This is a genomic window from Salinimonas sediminis, from assembly GCF_003429285.1.
GTDB lineage: Bacteria > Pseudomonadota > Gammaproteobacteria > Enterobacterales > Alteromonadaceae > Alteromonas > Alteromonas indica.
This window is the reverse complement of the sequence record NZ_CP031769.1, coordinates 4,059,456-4,076,782: the sequence shown is the minus strand read 5'-3', so window position 1 is coordinate 4,076,782 and position 17,327 is coordinate 4,059,456. Positions and strand designations below refer to the sequence as shown.

Sequence of the window (17,327 nt, the reverse complement as noted above, 5' to 3'; positions counted from 1 at the left end):
AATATCCTTCTTTCGGTTAATCTTGAACCTGTTTACCTGATGACTCCAGGGTGGCAGAAAACGGCGCGGCAGGTAGCCCCACTGAATCAAACAGCCCTGCTGCGGGGTTATCACCCCAGCCATAACGTACCTGCCTAGGCGCACTGACATCCGGGCTGGTTAATATTACCCGCTGATCGGAAACCTGAGCTTTGGCCCAATGAAAAATCCCATCAGCACCGGCTATGGCAAAACCGTTTTGCTCTGGGTTAGCCAACTGCATTGGCAGTGAGGCTTCCTCAAAGATAACAATAAGCTGGTCCTGTTTGGCCATTATGTCGCTTAATACCGGCCCCTGGTAATCAACGTCATCAGCATAGGCCAAATGTTGCGCCGCTAAAGCAAGACGCCGACCTACTTCAGCCTTATTGACCGGGTGGATGTCGTTTCCTTCACCTATATCCAGCGTTACTATCGTAGCTGCATTATCCAGGCGCTGTGAAGCCTGCATTTGTTGGTGGCGAAGTTGCGCCCAGGTAGTATCTTCCGGTTGTGGCTTGCGCGCCATGAAATTGGTTAGCTGGACAGTAAGAAAAGGCCAGTCCTGTTGCCAGCTCGCTCGCCAGTCCTCGGCCATTGCGACCAGTTTGTCGGCATACCCTTCAGGGGCGCCAGCATTAGACTCGCCCTGATACCAAACCGCGCCCGACAGCGGAAAACCGATAGCCGGCGCAATCATCGCATTGTATAGCCCGGTGGGCTGCCACCGCACAAAGGTCGGTGGGGCTAACGGCGCAATGCGGCTGGCTACCTTGTATCGCCACGGGCCCGCCAGCGAAATCCGCCAGTCGTCTGTGCCTACAAAATACGGCTTGTTGGTAACAAATTCGCTATTTCCCCCTTGCGAGGTAACCCGCACAGCGATCAAATTAGTACCTTTTTTAAAGTGCTTTTTATCTATCAGATAACGCCGAGGAGGATATTGATAGGTAGTGTTAGCAACTTTTTCGCCATTAATATAAACCTCATCCGCATCGACAATCCGCCCTAAGCGCACTAGCAAGTCCTGTTGTGGTGGGGTTGGCAAGTCGAAGGTTTTGCGGGCCCACCAGACTCCAGAGAACGTATTTTGCGCTTCGGGAAGTTGGCCTGGCAACGTCAGTTGCTGCCACTGGGTATCGTTATAAGAGGGGCGGTACCACTGTTCGGCCAAGCCTGTATCACTGCTATCAAGCTGCTTTTGCCACTGGGCTGCGCGGGTAGTATCTTCAGCGGTTATGCTGGCAATGTGGCCGGCTTGCTTGAAGGGGGCCAGGGCTTGCATTATAGCCGGGTACTGTTGCACCAGATGGCTGCCCATCCAGGCTTCAATGGGCGAGCCGCCTAGTGAAGCATTCACAATTCCAATGGGAATGCCGTTTTCTAAATACAGTTCGCGAGCAAAATAAAAGGCCACAGCCGACAAGTTTGCAATATGCGTTTGCGTGGCCGCGCGCCATTGGCCATCAGTATAGTCTTGTTGAGGGCCTGAAAAATCATAACGGTCGGTAACCGTAAACTCACGTATTTGCTGGTAATGGGCAGTCGCCAAATCCTCGGGAAATGCTTCTGCTACCCGTGCCATGGTCAGTTCCATATTCGACTGGCCCGATACCAGCCACACGTCACCAAACAGAATGTTGTCGGCCGTAGCCGTGGTTTCGCCTGAGGCTCTAAGTTGGTGAGGACCGCCAGCCTGTTGGGCGGGCAAATTTAATTGCCATCGGCCGGCGGCATTGGCAGTGGTTGAACCTACTTCGCGGTTATCTAAATACACCACAATGGGCGTATTCGCCGGAGCGGTGCCGGTTACTGGAATAACTGTGTCTCGTTGGAGAATGGCATTATCGGTAAATAAACGGTGAAATTGGGTTTGAGCAAATAGGGGAGGGCAGAAAAGTAACAATATAAGCACGCTAACACGCATGGATAACATCCTTTTAATCAGCCGTGCTGAGCAATGTGATGGGCAGACCACCGACTGAGAATGGTCTGCCTCTTAGGGTTTAAGTGATTAGCGGAAAATAGCCTGGTTTACCTGATTCTCCAGTAATTCCTGCTGTCCAGAGACAGGTTTAGGATCAAGCTGTTTGTCGGCGGTGTATTTGGCCAGCGAGGCCAGATCAAATTTGCCTTCCAGAATTTGCTTGCCTAAGTCCTGGTTCCACCCGGCGTAGCGTTGTTCACGGGTCTGTGCAATAAAGTCATTTTCCAGCATCTGCGCTGCTTTCTTCAGGCCCAGGGCACAGGTGTCCATGCCACCAATGTGACCGTGGAATAAGTCAGCCGGATCCATACTTTGACGACGTAATTTGGTGTCAAAGTTAAACCCACCAGAAGTATAGCCACCATTTTTCAGTATTTCGTAGCAAATTAAGGTCATTTCTTCCACGCTATTGGGGAACTGGTCGGTATCCCACCCCAGCTGCGCATCACCACGGTTGGCATCGATAGAGCCAAAAATACCCAGCGCGAAAGCCGTGGCAATTTCATGATGGAAAGAATGGCCTGATAAGGTCGCATGGTTAGCTTCAATGTTCACTGCAAACTCTTTTTCCAAACCGTATTCTTTGAGGAAACCATATACCGTAGCGGTGTCATAGTCGTACTGATGCTTGGTAGGTTCCTGTGGTTTAGGTTCAATCAACAACAGTCCGTCAAACCCAATTTTATGCTTATGCTCTACGACCATATTCATAAAGCGACCAAGCTGTTCACGCTCGCGTTTCAAATCGGTATTAAGTAAGGTTTCATAGCCTTCGCGTCCACCCCATAGTACGTAGTTAGCGCCGCCCAATGTTTTGGTTGCATTCATGGCGTGATACACCTGGGTCGCAGCCCGGGCGAACAGCGCTGGATCAGGATTGGTCGCCGCGCCCGACATGTAGCGTGGGTTGCTAAACACATTTGCAGTGCCCCACAATAATTGCAACCCGGTGTCTTCCTGTTTTTGCGCCAGTACGTCAGTCATACGCGACAGGTTATCAATGTAGTCGCTGACGGTGTCGCCTTCAGGGGCTACGTCAATATCGTGGAAACAGTAAAAAGGGATGTTCAGCTTGCTGAAGAAATCAAAAGCAACATCGGCTTTTTGCTTAGCGCGTTCCATCGGGTCACCCGCTTTAAGCCACGGGCGGTTAAATGTCGCACCGCCAAAGACATCCGCGCCATCCCAACAAAAGTTATGCCAGTAACACGCGCCAAAACGCAAATGTTCACGCATTGTCTTACCCAGAATCACTTCATCCGGATTGTAGTGTTTAAAGGCCAATGGGTTGGTAGATTGGGCGCCCTCATATTGAATGGGCGCGATATCAGAAAAATAATCAGACATAAGAAACTCCGGTGTGGGCCATGTGGCCCGGATAAAAAACCTGCCCTAATAGTCGTAAAAAGCGCCGGTAGGTAACAATTATGTTAATTGGATAAACTCTTGTGTTTTTTGGCTATGATGTAAAAAGCGGTTCCACAGCGAAATACAACTCACGGAATTTCTGACGTTTTTTCATATAATGATCGGTCATTTGTTTATCCGGTGTATAACGATGCTCTAAAGGCGGAACCGGGCATATTTTAGCCAACGACGTGGTATCGTCGGTTACGCCAAGCTGCGCCAGACGAGCAGCTCCCAGTGCGGGGCCTACATCACCGCCTTGTCGATAATTCATAGCAATACCGGTGACATCCGCCAGCAGTTGTCGCCAGTAAGGGCTTTTTGCCCCCCCGCCAATCAGGCTGATGCCATCTACCTGGATACCACTGCTATGGACCGCATCAATACCATCAGCTAACGCCATAGAGACACCCTGCACCACGCCTAACGCCATATGCGCACGGGTGGTCGCAGCAGTAATACCAAAAAAAGTAGCTTGGGCATTCGGGTTGTTGTGCGGGGTACGCTCACCGGTCAAATAGGGTAAAAATAGCGGAATAGCAGGATCGTCCGGCTGAGTATTTTGTTGAATGTCGTCGAACATTGCGGCTACATCGGGGTAACCGGCGTTATCGGCATACCACTGCAAGCAACTGGCGGCACTCAACATTACCGACATTAAATGCCATCGGTCGGGTAGGGCATGACAAAAGCTATGCACCGCCGACTGCGGGTTCGCCCGAAAATCGCGGGTGACGGCAAAGTACACACCAGATGTCCCTAATGACAGCATAGCCTGGCCCGGCTCCACAATACCGCAACCAATCGCGCCTGCAGCGTTATCGCCGGCGCCCGCTACCAAGGCTACTTTATCCATTCCCCAGCGTTCAGCGAGCTGTGAATGCAGATAACCGGTAATTTGATTGCCTTCATACAATGCCGGCATTTGCCTGCGGGTAAGCCCACACGCTAGCAGTAACGCATCATCCCAATCCCGTTTTTCAGTATCCAGCCAGCATGTACCAGCGGCATCGGACATATCGCTGGCAAAATCGCCAGACAGCAAAAAGCGAAGATAATCTTTAGGTAACAGCACCTTCGCAATGTTAGAAAAAATCGCGGGTTCGTGTTCTTTGACCCAAAGCAGCTTGGGTGCGGTGAAGCCCGGCATAACCAAATTGCCGGTGGTACTGTGAACGTTTTTTACTTTTTGGGTTAAGGCCCGGCACTGGGCTTCACTGCGCCCGTCATTCCATAAAATCGCCGGGCGCAATACCTGGTTCTGTTGATCCAAAAGGGTGGCGCCATGCATTTGGCCGGCTAGCCCAATCGCTTTAACCGCTGCTAAGCTGTGCTGACTGGCCAGGTTATCTAATGCTTCCTGGGTTGCCTGCCACCAATGTGCCGGATCCTGTTCCGACCATAATGGCTGTGGATACGCAACCTGCAAGGTAGCACTTGCACTTGCGATAAGCGCACCATTGTCATCCGTAAGAATGGCCTTCACTCCAGAAGTCCCTAAATCTATGCCTATATACATGCAATATTACTTTGTAGGTGAGGGTATAGCGGTATGCTGATTATCAAATAGCAAAAGCACAATTATGAAATCTTGTAATTATTTTGTTAATTTGAAGTTGTTGTGCGAGTATGGCCTGAGCAAACAAATAACATAACAATAATTATTGTATTTGTTTTTTTATGGCGACGAGGGGGACACGGACTATGTTTGATAACAAACACAGCATCACCATGTTATTTAACGCTAGTAAAGTTTACGACCGGCAGATTATTGAAGGTATTGGCAGCTATTTACAGACGTCGAAAGCCGACTGGGACCTGTATTTGGAAGAAGACTTTATGGCCCGGTTGGAACATTTAGATGAATGGAGTGGTGACGGCATTATTGCCGATTACGATAATCCTGAAATTCAGGCGGCGTTACGTAAAGCCAAAGTCCCTATTGTAGGGATTGGCGGCTCCTATCGAGACCCAGCAGACTATCCCGAGGTGCCCTACGTAGCCACAGATAACACCGAATTAGTGCGCGCAGCGTTTAATCATTTGCGCCAAAAAGGCCTGCAACGCTTCGCGTTTTACGGGGCTCCGGTTGACCCCCACCAACGGTGGGCGCAGGAACGCGAGCAAGCCATGCTTGATATTGCCGGTAAAGAGGGCTACGAATGTTATGTATATCGCGGACATTCCGTGCGGCCGGAAACCTGGCAATATTCAACAAAACGATTAGCTGACTGGTTAAAGAGCTTACCCACCCCGTGTGGCATTGTGGCAGTGACGGATGCCCGGGCCCGCCACTTGCTGCAGGTTTGCGATCATATCGGTATGCTGATTCCTGACCGTTTAGCGGTTATTGGTATTGATGATGACGAGATTGCCCGTTTTCTAAGCCGGGTAAGCCTGAGCTCTGTTAAACAGGGATGCTTTGATATGGGCTACCAGGCGGCGCGCTCGCTGCATAAAATTTTACAGGGGCACAAAGGGCCCAAGCGGCCGATATTGGTGCCACCCCAACGGGTAGCTGAACGGCAGTCTACTGATTTTAAAGCAATTACCGACCCTCATGTAATGCAAGCCATGCATTTTATCCGGCAAAGCGCTTGCCGCGGGATTAAGGTAGATCAGGTGCTTGATTATGTAGGAATATCGCGCTCGAACCTGGAGAACCGCTTTAAGGAAGAACGAGGGCATAGCATTCATACTGAAATTCATAATGAAAAATTGCAAAAAGCCTGCAAGATGCTGTCAGACACAGATGAAACCACAGCACAAATTGCCAAAATTTGCGGCTATCCTTCGCTGCAATATATGTATGCCGTGTTTAAAAAGCACTACGACAAAACCCCGATTGAGTATCGCGAGAGTGCAAAACCGTCGCATACCGAGCTGGATTTCGCCGGCAGTGGCAACATTGTGTGTAAGTAACGATAGCGGTTACGCATACCTGTACGGCTTACAATCATCTCATAGCACTGCCTTCATTATTTAACGAAGGCAGTCGTAATTCGCAATATGAATAGTCAAATTCGTAATGTCGCCGGCTTGATAGAGAACCGACAGGCTAGGTAAAGTGAAACCTTAATATAGTGTTAGCTTATTGTTAATTAATTTAAGGTTTAAACGGACGCACTTTACCATGATAAAGAAAACTACTGTTTTACTCTGCGGCCTATTGCTGGGCGCGATCTCGCATGCCCAGGCCACGGATAGTGCTTCCTCCGCTACCCAGCAAGAAGCGGTAGCTGAATTTAATTGGTTTGAATATATCGGTAAAGATCGGCAATTTGCTTCCGAGTTACCCGACCGAACCTATCAAAACCCTATCTTGCCTGGTTTTTACCCCGACCCCAGTATTACCCGTAAAGGTGAAGATTATTATCTGGTAAATTCTTCTTTCGCTTATACGCCGGGCTTACCTGTCCTGCACAGTAAGAATTTGGTGGACTGGCAGCTCGTGGGACATGCGCTGACCAGCGAAAATGCCATAGATTTTACCGGGCTGGAGCTCTCCAGAGGCATATTCGCACCGACTATACGTTATCATGATGGCCTGTTTTATATTATTACTACCGCGGTGGATGCCGGCGGTAATTTCATTATTACTGCCAAAGATCCTGCTGGACCCTGGTCTTCGCCCATCTGGTTGCCAGAGGTAGGCGGTATTGATCCAGACTTGTTTTTTGATGATAACGGTAAAGCGTATATTGCGCACAACGACGCCCCACCAGAAGCGCCACTGTATGACGGCCATCGAGCTATCTGGCTTTGGGAGTACGACGTTAAACAACAAAAGGTTAAAGCGGGTTCCCGTCGCTTGCTTATCAATGGGGGGACCGATATTGCAGAGCAACCGGTTTGGATAGAAGGGCCGCATATCTATCATATTAACGGCTGGTATTATCTGACCTGCGCACAGGGCGGGACAAGCGTCAACCATTCTCAAGTGGTATTCAGGACGCGTTCGCTGACCGAGGAATTTGTTCCTTATCAGCATAACCCGATATTAACGCAAAAAGATTTACCGCGGGAGAAACAGGTTGTTTCAGCTACTGGCCATGCAGATTTTATTCAAACAGCAGAAGGTGACTGGTGGTCTGTATTTTTAGCTACTCGGCCGTATCAGGATGATCACTACAATACCGGCCGTGAAACGTTTTTATTGCCCGTTCATTGGGAAGACGAGTGGCCGCATATCTTGCCGCCAGGAGAAACAGTCCCGTTAACCCCCCGGCGTCCGGCTATCGCCCCAGACATCAACACGAAACAACCGTTAGCGCGCAATTTTAGTTGGCGCGATGAATTTTCAGGCCGTCGCCTTAATCCATTGTGGATAAGTGTTAAGGACTTTGCCAGAGACTGGGTTTCGTTATCGAATGGGGTACTGCAACTACATCCGCAAACAGCCAGCCTGCGCGATTTAGGAGGCGTCTCATACCTGGGCAGACGCCAGCAGCATCAACGCTTTACCGCCCGTACCCAACTTGCAATGCCGGCGTCCGATACCGCGGCTGGGCTGGCGGTTTATCAAAATGAAACTCACCACTACCAGTTACTGCTAAGCGAAAATATTACCAACGATGCGAAAGCCTATCAGGTGAGTCTTTACAAAGTCAGCCCCACCGGTAAAGCATTGGTGGCGCAGAAAACCATTGATAAGCCGGCCAGCGCGGTAGTCTTGCAGGTGGATGTGGATGGGTCGAAGGCCTACTTTAGTTATCAGCAAGACGGTCAAAATACGCCCCTTGGAGAGGCTCAGGATGCTCGCCATTTAAGTACGGCAAGTGCCGGTGGGTTTGTGGGAGCAACGGTAGGAATGATGGCGCTACAGGCCGACAATCAATCCACCCATTAACCCAGCTCGACCTGCTTACACATGTAATTGTTATGTTATTAAATACTGCGCTGGTGTAATTTTATTTTTCACCTGATTTACATTGTCAGTGAGGTAAGTAAGCTGCATTATCAGGCCAATGACAGGTATAACAACAATAAGGAGCATAACGTGGCGCGTTTAAAAATAGGCACAACGTTGGTTTGTATCCCCTTAGCGGTAGCATTATTTACCGGCTGTTCACCACAGCCGGAACAACAGGAAAATGCTTCATCTCAGGTAGCAAAAGACACTGCTCAGCGCGAGCAGACAGCCCCTGAGGTACGTTCGGGGTATGCGGAGCCTCTGGTTACACACATTTTTACTGCTGACCCTTCTGCCCATGTATTTGAGGATAAAATTTATGTTTACCCCTCTCATGATATTGAATCTGGCATAGCGCAGAACGACAACGGCGATCATTTCGCCATGCGTGACTATCATATTTTGTCGATGGACGAGGTTGGTGGCAAGGTTACTGACCACGGCGTAGGGATGTCGGTAGATGATGTGCAGTGGGCTGGTCGACAATTGTGGGCACCCGATGCAGCGCATAAAGACGGTACGTACTATCTCTATTTCCCGCTAAAAGATCAGGATGATATTTTTCGTATAGGGGTGGCTACCAGCGAGAGCCCGGCCGGGCCGTTTGAGCCTCAGCCCACGCCGATGGAAAATAGTTTCAGTATCGATCCGGCGGTGTTTGAAGATGACGATGGCAGCTACTATATGTATTTCGGCGGTATCTGGGGCGGTCAGCTTCAGCGTTATCAAACCGGCGAGTACCAAACGCAGGATACCTACCCGGCAGACAATGAACCGCAGGTTGCGCCGCGTATCGCCAAGCTGTCTGACGATATGTTGTCTTTCGCCGAAGCGCCAAAAGAAATTATAGTTAATGATAAAGACGGCAATCCGCTGACTACCGGTGATACTGACCGCCGTTTCTTTGAAGCCGCCTGGGTACATAAGCATCAGGGTAAGTATTATTTTTCTTACTCCACCGGGGATACCCACAAAATTGTTTATGCCACTGGCGACAACCCCTATGGTCCGTTCACCTATCAAGGAGTGATATTAAAGCCCGTTGAAGGCTGGACCAATCACCACTCCATTGTTGAATACAAAAACAAAACGTATCTTTTTTATCATGATAGCTCGTTGTCTGGCGGCCAAACACACCTGCGCAGTGTGAAAGCCACCGAGCTGACGTATAACCCGGACGGTAGCATTATTACTATCGACCCCTATCTGAAGGAGGAGTAAATCATGGAATCAGTAGCTCAGGTCGAATCAACTGACGCAGCAACCTCAGCCCACGCTGACACGTATAACACCGGATTTATTATCTTCATCAGTATTGTTGCCACTATCGGGGGCTTCCTGTTTGGCTTTGATAGCGGGGTAATTAATGGCACTGTTGATGGCCTGCAAAAGGCCTTTAACTCACAAAGTGTGGGCACAGGATTTAATGTGTCGAGCATGCTGCTGGGGTGTGCGGTGGGAGCGTTTTTTGCCGGCCGTATGGCCGACCTTTACGGGCGCCGGGCTTTACTTATGGTGTCGGCGTTTTTGTTCATCATCAGTGCGTGGGGCTCTGGTATAGCAGATAGCTCCGGCGAGTTTGTCATTTACCGTATTTTGGGCGGGTTAGCCGTGGGCGCAGCTTCGGTCATGGCCCCTGCCTATATTGCCGAAGTTTCCCCCGCGCGGTTTCGCGGTATGCTTACCTCGATACAGCAAGTGGCGATTATCAGCGGCCTGTTTGTGGCCTTCTTAAGCAACTATTTACTGGCCGGCGCAGCAGAAGGTTCGACTAACGAGCTATGGCTTAACTTTGCCGCCTGGCGCTGGATGTTCTGGGTGGAACTACTGCCGGCTGTGGCATTTTTGGTGATGCTATTTTTTATTCCGGAAAGCCCCCGCTTTTTGATTGTAAAAGGGCGTATTAGCAAAGCCGAAGGCGTCCTAAAACGGCTATATGGGAATACCATTGCCAGCCAGAAAATTGCCGAGATTCAGCAGTCTCTGGAGCATGATCATCGCCCACGTTTTTCTGATTTGCTGGATAAATCCAGCCGTAAAGTACGCCCTATTGTATGGGTCGGCATCGGCTTAGCTACCTTTCAGCAACTGGTAGGTATCAACGTGGTGTTCTACTACGGCGCAGTATTATGGCAGGCGGTCGGTTTTTCCGAATCGGATGCGTTACTGATTAATGTTATTAGCGGCGCTATCAGTATTGGCGGTTGTGTGCTGGCACTCTTGATTATCGATAAAGTCGGTCGCAAGCCCTTACTCAAATGGGGCTCTGTAGGTATGACGGTATCACTGGCTGTGGTGGTACTGGCATTTTCAAATGCCGGCCAGGATCCTAGCGGTCGATTGATCATGGACTCTTGGGGCCCGGTTGCCCTGATTGCTGCTAATGCCTACGTGTTTTTCTTCAATATGTCTTGGGGGCCGGTGATGTGGGTAATGTTGGGTGAAATGTTCCCCAACCAAATTCGCGGCTCAGGTCTGGCGGTTTCTGGCCTGATACAGTGGAGCACGAATTTTGCAATTACCTGGTCTTTCCCCATGATGTTAGCCGGAATTGGACTAGCCGGAGCTTATGGGTTCTACGCTATCTGCGCATTATTTTCGGTAGTGTTTGTATCGCGTTTGGTAAAAGAAACCAAGGGGCGCGAACTGGAAGACATGGAAGGATAATAAGAAAATTAAAGTGTGTTTATTAGGGGGCCTTCGGCCCCTTTTTTTGTGGCTATAAGGAAAACGAATTCATAGCGTTTGTTGGCTTTCTGACTAACTTATTCTTTACGCTTCTGTTTATAAAATGGTCAGGTTGGGATGGGACGCTAAGACTTAATTATCCCGCCTGGGATATACCTGATGAGAATGCCGGCTGAAAGCGGTCGTTTATACCCTTGCTGGCAAGCGTCCAGTCACAGGAGCCACCTGAGCGTAATTTGTTTAACCTGGGCTGGCGATGCTTTGAATATTCAGATGCCACTCAAGCCGATAGCCTGATTCACCCTGCCAGGCCTACGACAGAAACTACCTATGTTTGACGTTACTGAGCCGATTTGTCCACCGCCGTCGAATCCGGCTTTTCACGAAGTACTTTTCACGAAGTACTTCCCGACAAGCTGATATTGTTGAGCAAGACCCTTCGGCCTTTAGTAGCCGAGGTATTTATTCTTTACCGGTGACCGATAAAATCGCCATTAGGTTGGAAAGAACCGGTGAGCGGGTGGCAACCGACACAGCAGCTGCTATCGATTTCATTCCCTTTCATTCAGCCAGCCGTCATTTTTTCAGTGGGAAAGCCCTGACCGTGGTGCGTGCTAAACACGCCAAACCCGGGCGCACCACGGTAGGGGTAACGGTTAAGGAACTGCCCCCACAGCAGGTATTTTTGACCGGGATACACTAAAATGCAGTGAGGCTTGCGGCGGCACAAAAATATTGCACCTTCACGCCAGTAAGCTAGGCTAAGACTAAGGGTAGTTTGTATGTAATGGATTAATACATAGAGGCACAGGATGAAGCATGTGGCAAAAACAATTATCGCTAGCGCGGTCGTGTTACAAATAAGCTGCGGGCCGGCAACAATGCCGCTTGATGAGGTGGCCGATAATATATCAGTCGAGCATGCGAATACCTTTAGCCAGACACCCTGGTATACCCGTAGTGAATTGCACCACGGCTCAATGTATCAATGGCGCAAGGCATCTTACCGGGAAAAGCGGGCAGCATGTGCCGACTATCTGATGGCGCTGCAAATGCAGGGAATGCTGAATAATAATGAGTTTAGTACTATCGCCTCAATTGACGGCTTTAAACCGTTTGCTGAAGCATTAGTCGTTACAGTGGATGATAACTTGTTGTTAGCCAAGGCTTTGGCCAACACCGAGGATACCGCCCTTACCCAGCAAGTTATTGCTAAAGAGGTGTTACGCGCAGCCGGACAGTTGGGGTATTTATCTACTACGGCGCACTTGCCAGAGCAAACATTAGTTAATTAAAGCAGGAGCGGCAGCCGCCCCTGCTCAATGACATTTTATACTCGGGTGATTACAGCGTAAACAGCACTTTAACGTCGCCGTTGACAGCACTGGCATCGACCACACCAATAGCTTTAGGATCGCCGGCAACTTCACCCAGTACACTGCCAGCATCACCAACAGTTTTCGGTGGGCGACCACCCCCAGTAAAGGCCAGTTTTGCCCAGTAGGCTTTATATTGGCTGGGGGAACGGGCTAGCACTTTCTCAACAAACTCATCGGCGGCTGCGCCTTCCACCATTACTGGCGTAAGTGACTTGTCTTTGCCCAAAAATACTTTGGAAACCTGCTCCTGGGATAAGCTCGCCCCGTTTGCATTGTTTACCACTACCGCAATCTCAGCCTGCGCAGGTAATGCCAGCAAACAAGAAGCCATTAGCAGGCTACGTGTTAATAGTTGATTTATTGTTGTCATTATTTAACCCCTTAAAACACTGTGACAAGCGCAACTTGGAATAAGCCAGCATTGCTACCATCTGCTTGCTCGGTATTGGTGTATTCCGCTTTAAAGGCAGCGGATTCATGAAAATCCCAGCGCGCACCAAGCGTATAGAATGGGGCATTGCGAGTACGTTCGGCAATAACCTGTTCAGTAACCGTATAAAGCGCATCAATATTAGCATCCACGCCTACCGGCACAGCTGATAAATCCACCCCGGTTTCAGCTTTATCATGGCCGTAAGTACCATGTACCAATACCGGCCCAAAACGCTTACCCAGCGATACCATCCAAGGTTCAAAATCACCAATTAAAGTATGGTCAAGTGATGCAGGAATGTACTCTGCTACAAACAGCCAATCCTGATTATCAAAAATAACACCAAATTCCATGCCCGTCAGGGTGTCTTGGTTAATTTCTAGATCATCGCCCACATAGGCAAATGGGGTTTGCCCCCAGGCACTGGACAATGGATTTAATCCAATATCCGAGGTCAGTTCAAATGAGACATAAGTACTGCGGAAGGTCCACCATCCGTAGTTTACGCTGGCTACCGCGCTAAACACTTTATCTACATCAAACTCAATGCCATCGGCCCGAGTGGTATTTTCCTGACCGTAATAAAAGCGCAGGTTCAGCATGGCATCACCGAAGGTGAAATCATGGATAGAAGAGATACCGTCGATGCTATCAAAAAATGATTGGTAAACCTCCATAGGCGGCGCAATCCAGTGGTAGGCGTACGACACATCAAGATAATCAGAGTACAAATAAATAGGTATACGCTGACGACCTACCTGCACCCGCCAGTTATCCTGCATTTCATACGACAGGTATGCCCAGGTAAATTCAGGGTCCCAGTCTTCGATACCGCGGGCGCGAATTTGCGCGGTCGCACTTAAGCCATCATTAAGATCGGCATAGGCTTGCAGGGCGAAGAAAGAGCCGTTTTTAAAATCGACTTCACCATCCGAATAATTACGTATTTCCTTATCACTATCCGTGGGCAGCCCAGCTGCCAACGTGCCAAAGCCGCTCAGCTGAACATCGGCGACCGCATTAAAAGAAAGCGCAAGGCCCATTGACAGGCACGAAAGATTTTTAAATTTCATCACAATTCCATGAAGTAACAAAAGCGATATGTATGTTAGTTAATTACAGCTTAAAAACCATATAACGAAAGTAGAGATTGCATAGCACTGGTGATATGAAGGTATCTATAGCAATACCCTAAGTGACTGATTATTAGTTGCGCAGGCGCAGAAAAGGACTAGCCGCTTAACCGATTACAGCACATATAGATCAAAGGCTACAAAAAAAGTACCAGAGTAAGGTGAGCGGGGAAAAGGGGCAGGGAAGCACGCGGGCACACAACCGTGTCCCGCGTAAAATTTATACCTTAAACTGACGCGCGATCGATTCTAGCTTGGTGGCCAAAGACGCCAATTCGGTGCTGGCAGAAGCCAGCTTATGCGAGTTCTGGCTGGTTTGTTCAGTGCGCTGGAAGATAGCATCAACGCTGCCAACGATATTGCGTGAGGTTTCTTGCTGCGAGTCGGTAGACTGCGCTATTTGAGCGTTCATTTTACTGATCATATCAATAGTTTGGGTAATCGTATCCAGGCTTTGGCCTGCTGCGTTGGCTGCCTCTACACTTTCCCGGGCGCGCTCGTTACCGCTATGCATAACCTTAACCGCAGACTGCGCCGCGCTCTGTAAACGTTCGATTGTACTTTGAATTTCTTCAGTAGATTGTTGGGTACGTGAGGCCAACGTACGCACTTCATCGGCGACTACGGCGAAACCACGACCCTGCTCACCCGCGCGGGCCGCTTCAATCGCAGCATTTAGGGCCAGCAGATTGGTTTGTTCGGCGATCCCTTTAATCACATCCAGCACCACCCCAACCTGATTAGAATCGCTTTCCAGCTTCTTGATCACGTCGGCGGTTTCTGCCACGTTTTGGGCCAGGCTTTCGATACTGCTCACCGTATTACCTACCACACGTTTGCCTTCATTGGCAGCGCTGGCGGCATCGTTAGCCGAGGTAGACGCTTCGGCGGCGTTGGTAGCCACCAGGTACACTGATTGATTCATCTCTTCTACTGCTGACTTGGCTTTGGTGGCAGAGTCCTGCTGGTTAGCAATCGTTTGGTTGGTATCGGTAGTCAGGGTATTAAGATTTTGTGCTAATGCCGATAAGGGCAGGGTGGTATCGACAATGTCTTTTACCAGGTTTTGTAAACGTTCCATGAAGCGGTTGAAGTAATTAACCAGTTCACCCACTTCATCCTGCGAACGCGAGTTAATACGTACCGTTAAATCGCCGTTCTCTTCGGCAATATTACGTAACGACTGAACCACCTGATTTAGCGAGCCGCGGATTTCCGACACAATAGGCCAGGCGGTGGCAAACAAAATAACCGTGGTTACCAGCCCCATAATAATGCCCAGCGTCATTAAGAAGCGCTGCGCTTCATTGTAATCGGTAAACGCGGTGTCAAATGTATCGGCACGCTGTTGCTTGAAGCTGTTCAGGTGAGAGGTGATGTTGTCATAGGCAGCATTCATTTGTTCCAGCTTATCGTTTAGCTGGGAAAAGTCCGCGGTGCCGTTAAGCATAGAGTCAGTGATGCCATAGGCCAATGAAAAATAGGTGTCGAACTCGTTGAGCATAGCTGAGACTTCACCTGCCAACGCAGGATCTATCTGTTCAATTTTCTGTAAGCTTTCTTTTGTGGTAGCGGCAGACGCTTTGGCAATAGTTAGCGCTTCAGCGTCACCGGTGGTCACTGCTCCGGCCAATATATCACGTACTTTTTCCATGCTAACCAACGCGGTAGAGCTTAATTGTAAGGCGGGAAAGTCCACGTTTTTGGCTTTTTCCAGCTGATCTGCGTTCTGCATAGATATATAGCTGTTGATACAGACAAATAAAACGAAACTGGCGGCCCCAATAATCGGGATAACAAAAATCTTCTTGGCAACAGAAAGGTGGAGGAGAAAATTCATTTAAAGGTCCTTTGCAACAGGTGACTGACTTCTTCGCAGCTCATAGCCACTATTGAAAATAGTAGCGTGTTCAGCGTTTTGCAAAGCAGACAACAACTTTGATCCGTATATTAACGAGTTTATCGCGCGGATCGGTATTTAACTTTAGGTTAAATTATTGGCGTCGATGAAAATAATTCTTTCTCAATACATTGTTACTTGATCAGATAACCATCACTTACGTACAAAAATCAACCCGGTTATCGTTTAAATGGAGCAAACCATGGATGCTTTTTCCCGCCGTCATTTTGTCAAACTCGCTGGTTCCGGATTGTTGGTCGCAGCAATGTCTCCGGCCTTTGCTATGGCCCCACCGAAACGCAAACTGGGTGTCGCCCTGTTAGGGTTAGGTAACTACAGCGAGAATTTATTAGCTCCGGCGCTGCAGCATACGCAGTTTTGCGAACTACGCGGCATTATTACCGGTAGCCCGGACAAGGTCCCTGCCTGGCAACGTAAATATAATATTAAAGATGCCAATGTCTATTCGTATGCCAATATGGATCAGATAGCTAACAACGATGACATTGATATTATTTATATTGTTACGCCTACCGGTACCCATAAAGATTTTTCAGTACAGGCGGCCAATACCGGAAAACATGTATGGTGCGAAAAGCCGATGGCCATGGATGAGCAAGAGTGTCAGGCCATTATTGATGCGTGTAATAAAAATGGGGTCAAATTAGCGATAGGCTATCGTATGCAGCATGAACCCAATACCCGCACCTTTGCCCAATATCATCAAACCCAACCCTATGGTGCAATTACCGGCTTAAGCAGTTTCGCCGGGTATGCGGGCAATGGCCGGCCTGCCGATAACTGGCGCATGCAAAAAGAAATGGGGGGTGGGGCGCTCTATGATATGGGTGTCTATGCTATTAATGGCGCGCGCTTCATTACCGGTAAAGAGCCCCTGGCAGTTACGGGTAAACAACCGAAGACGCATCCGGATATTTTCAAAGAAGTCGACGAAACGACCCTGTTTACCATGGATTTTGGTAATGGGTTAACAGCTGACTGCGGCACCAGTATGGTGAAGAGTTTTAATCATTTGAAAGCCGAGTGCGAAAACGGCTGGTATCAGCTTAAACCGATGCAGTCTTATTCCGGCGTAACCGGCACAACCAGCGATGGTAAACATCTGGCACCTATTGATGGTATGCAGCAAACTCTGCAAATGGATAACGACGCTAAGGCTATTTTAGGCACAGGCCCTGCCTTGGTCCCTGGTTCCGAGGGCTTAGCTGATATTCGGATCGTTAATGCTATTAATAAAGCCGCACAGACTGGCCAGCAGGTGCAGCTATAGTAAAGCGCTGGTGGCTTGGTACCGGTAGCGGGCCGTCTGGCTAAATAACACCCTGCGGCGCAGGGGGCAAGGCGCGGCGGGCAAGGCGCGGCGGCTGACTGGAAAACCGCTGGACGGCCATAATTGGTTGATCGACAGAGCCGCCGAATATTTTCTGGGACCTGGCTAAGCCAGGCCAG

The 17,327-nt window shown here is 49.2% G+C and carries 13 protein-coding genes; 7 read left to right on the top strand and 6 right to left on the bottom strand.

Annotation, left to right across the window (positions count from 1 at the left end; translation table 11 throughout):
- Nucleotides 1-16: 16 nt before the first annotated feature.
- From D0Y50_RS17920 to xylB, 3 genes are all read right to left on the bottom strand, one after another.
- A complete protein-coding gene (locus tag D0Y50_RS17920) occupies nucleotides 17-1,945 on the bottom strand; it encodes a sialate O-acetylesterase (protein ID WP_170145547.1) in 1,929 nt (642 codons plus the stop codon).
- Between the two features lie 87 nt (nucleotides 1,946-2,032).
- Nucleotides 2,033-3,352, bottom strand: coding sequence for a xylose isomerase (gene xylA, locus D0Y50_RS17915; protein WP_117318285.1), 1,320 nt, complete (start codon nucleotides 3,350-3,352; stop codon nucleotides 2,033-2,035).
- 112 nt (nucleotides 3,353-3,464) lie between these two features.
- A complete protein-coding gene (xylB, locus tag D0Y50_RS17910; RefSeq protein ID WP_108566747.1) occupies nucleotides 3,465-4,931 on the bottom strand; it encodes a xylulokinase in 1,467 nt (488 codons plus the stop codon).
- A gap of 185 nt (nucleotides 4,932-5,116) precedes the next feature.
- Here xylB and D0Y50_RS17905 point away from each other — a divergent pair, with 185 nt between their 5' ends.
- From D0Y50_RS17905 to D0Y50_RS17880, 6 genes are all read left to right on the top strand, one after another.
- On the top strand, nucleotides 5,117-6,334 hold the full coding sequence (locus D0Y50_RS17905; RefSeq protein ID WP_108566748.1) for a XylR family transcriptional regulator: 1,218 nt from the start codon (nucleotides 5,117-5,119) through the stop codon (nucleotides 6,332-6,334).
- 211 nt (nucleotides 6,335-6,545) lie between these two features.
- Entirely contained in the window at nucleotides 6,546-8,261 is a 1,716-nt protein-coding gene (locus D0Y50_RS17900) for a glycoside hydrolase family 43 protein (protein ID WP_117318283.1), read from the top strand.
- A 150-nt stretch (nucleotides 8,262-8,411) separates the two neighbouring features.
- Nucleotides 8,412-9,545, top strand: coding sequence for a glycoside hydrolase family 43 protein (locus D0Y50_RS17895; protein WP_232366302.1), 1,134 nt, complete (start codon nucleotides 8,412-8,414; stop codon nucleotides 9,543-9,545).
- A 3-nt stretch (nucleotides 9,546-9,548) separates the two neighbouring features.
- Nucleotides 9,549-10,991: a sugar porter family MFS transporter gene (locus D0Y50_RS17890; protein ID WP_108566750.1), complete on the top strand. Its 1,443-nt coding sequence runs from the start codon at nucleotides 9,549-9,551 to the stop codon at nucleotides 10,989-10,991.
- A 496-nt stretch (nucleotides 10,992-11,487) separates the two neighbouring features.
- Entirely contained in the window at nucleotides 11,488-11,715 is a 228-nt protein-coding gene (locus D0Y50_RS17885) for a hypothetical protein (protein WP_117318281.1), read from the top strand.
- Between the two features lie 118 nt (nucleotides 11,716-11,833).
- The gene (locus tag D0Y50_RS17880; protein WP_147318261.1) at nucleotides 11,834-12,307 is read left to right on the top strand and encodes a hypothetical protein; all 474 of its coding nucleotides are present in this window, start codon (nucleotides 11,834-11,836) and stop codon (nucleotides 12,305-12,307) included.
- A 49-nt stretch (nucleotides 12,308-12,356) separates the two neighbouring features.
- Here the strand turns inward: D0Y50_RS17880 and D0Y50_RS17875 are convergent, their stop codons facing one another.
- The 3 genes from D0Y50_RS17875 to D0Y50_RS17865 form a co-directional block, all read right to left on the bottom strand.
- Nucleotides 12,357-12,761 (bottom strand): type 2 periplasmic-binding domain-containing protein, encoded by a 405-nt coding sequence (locus D0Y50_RS17875; RefSeq protein WP_108566753.1) that lies wholly within the window; start codon nucleotides 12,759-12,761, stop codon nucleotides 12,357-12,359.
- Between the two features lie 11 nt (nucleotides 12,762-12,772).
- Nucleotides 12,773-13,897 carry a porin family protein gene (locus D0Y50_RS17870; protein ID WP_117318277.1) on the bottom strand — a complete coding sequence of 375 codons (1,125 nt, stop codon included), beginning with the start codon at nucleotides 13,895-13,897 and terminating at the stop codon, nucleotides 12,773-12,775.
- Between the two features lie 280 nt (nucleotides 13,898-14,177).
- The gene (locus tag D0Y50_RS17865) at nucleotides 14,178-15,692 is read right to left on the bottom strand and encodes a methyl-accepting chemotaxis protein (RefSeq protein ID WP_232366301.1); all 1,515 of its coding nucleotides are present in this window, start codon (nucleotides 15,690-15,692) and stop codon (nucleotides 14,178-14,180) included.
- A gap of 367 nt (nucleotides 15,693-16,059) precedes the next feature.
- Here D0Y50_RS17865 and D0Y50_RS17860 point away from each other — a divergent pair, with 367 nt between their 5' ends.
- Nucleotides 16,060-17,148 (top strand): Gfo/Idh/MocA family protein, encoded by a 1,089-nt coding sequence (locus D0Y50_RS17860; RefSeq protein ID WP_108566756.1) that lies wholly within the window; start codon nucleotides 16,060-16,062, stop codon nucleotides 17,146-17,148.
- The last annotated feature ends 179 nt before the right edge of the window (nucleotides 17,149-17,327 follow it).

What these genes read in the sequence shown, in the direction of transcription:
- D0Y50_RS17920 (WP_170145547.1), bottom strand. Translation starts at nt 1,945, where the DNA reads ATGCGTGTTAGCGTGCTTATATTGTTACTTTTCTGCCCTCCCCTATTT.
- xylA (WP_117318285.1), bottom strand. Translation starts at nt 3,352, where the DNA reads ATGTCTGATTATTTTTCTGATATCGCGCCCATTCAATATGAGGGCGCC.
- xylB (WP_108566747.1), bottom strand. Translation starts at nt 4,931, where the DNA reads ATGTATATAGGCATAGATTTAGGGACTTCTGGAGTGAAGGCCATTCTT.
- D0Y50_RS17905 (WP_108566748.1), top strand. Translation starts at nt 5,117, where the DNA reads ATGTTTGATAACAAACACAGCATCACCATGTTATTTAACGCTAGTAAA.
- D0Y50_RS17900 (WP_117318283.1), top strand. Translation starts at nt 6,546, where the DNA reads ATGATAAAGAAAACTACTGTTTTACTCTGCGGCCTATTGCTGGGCGCG.
- D0Y50_RS17890 (WP_108566750.1), top strand. Translation starts at nt 9,549, where the DNA reads ATGGAATCAGTAGCTCAGGTCGAATCAACTGACGCAGCAACCTCAGCC.
- D0Y50_RS17875 (WP_108566753.1), bottom strand. Translation starts at nt 12,761, where the DNA reads ATGACAACAATAAATCAACTATTAACACGTAGCCTGCTAATGGCTTCT.
- D0Y50_RS17870 (WP_117318277.1), bottom strand. Translation starts at nt 13,897, where the DNA reads ATGAAATTTAAAAATCTTTCGTGCCTGTCAATGGGCCTTGCGCTTTCT.
- D0Y50_RS17865 (WP_232366301.1), bottom strand. Translation starts at nt 15,692, where the DNA reads ATGCAGAACGCAGATCAGCTGGAAAAAGCCAAAAACGTGGACTTTCCC.
- D0Y50_RS17860 (WP_108566756.1), top strand. Translation starts at nt 16,060, where the DNA reads ATGGATGCTTTTTCCCGCCGTCATTTTGTCAAACTCGCTGGTTCCGGA.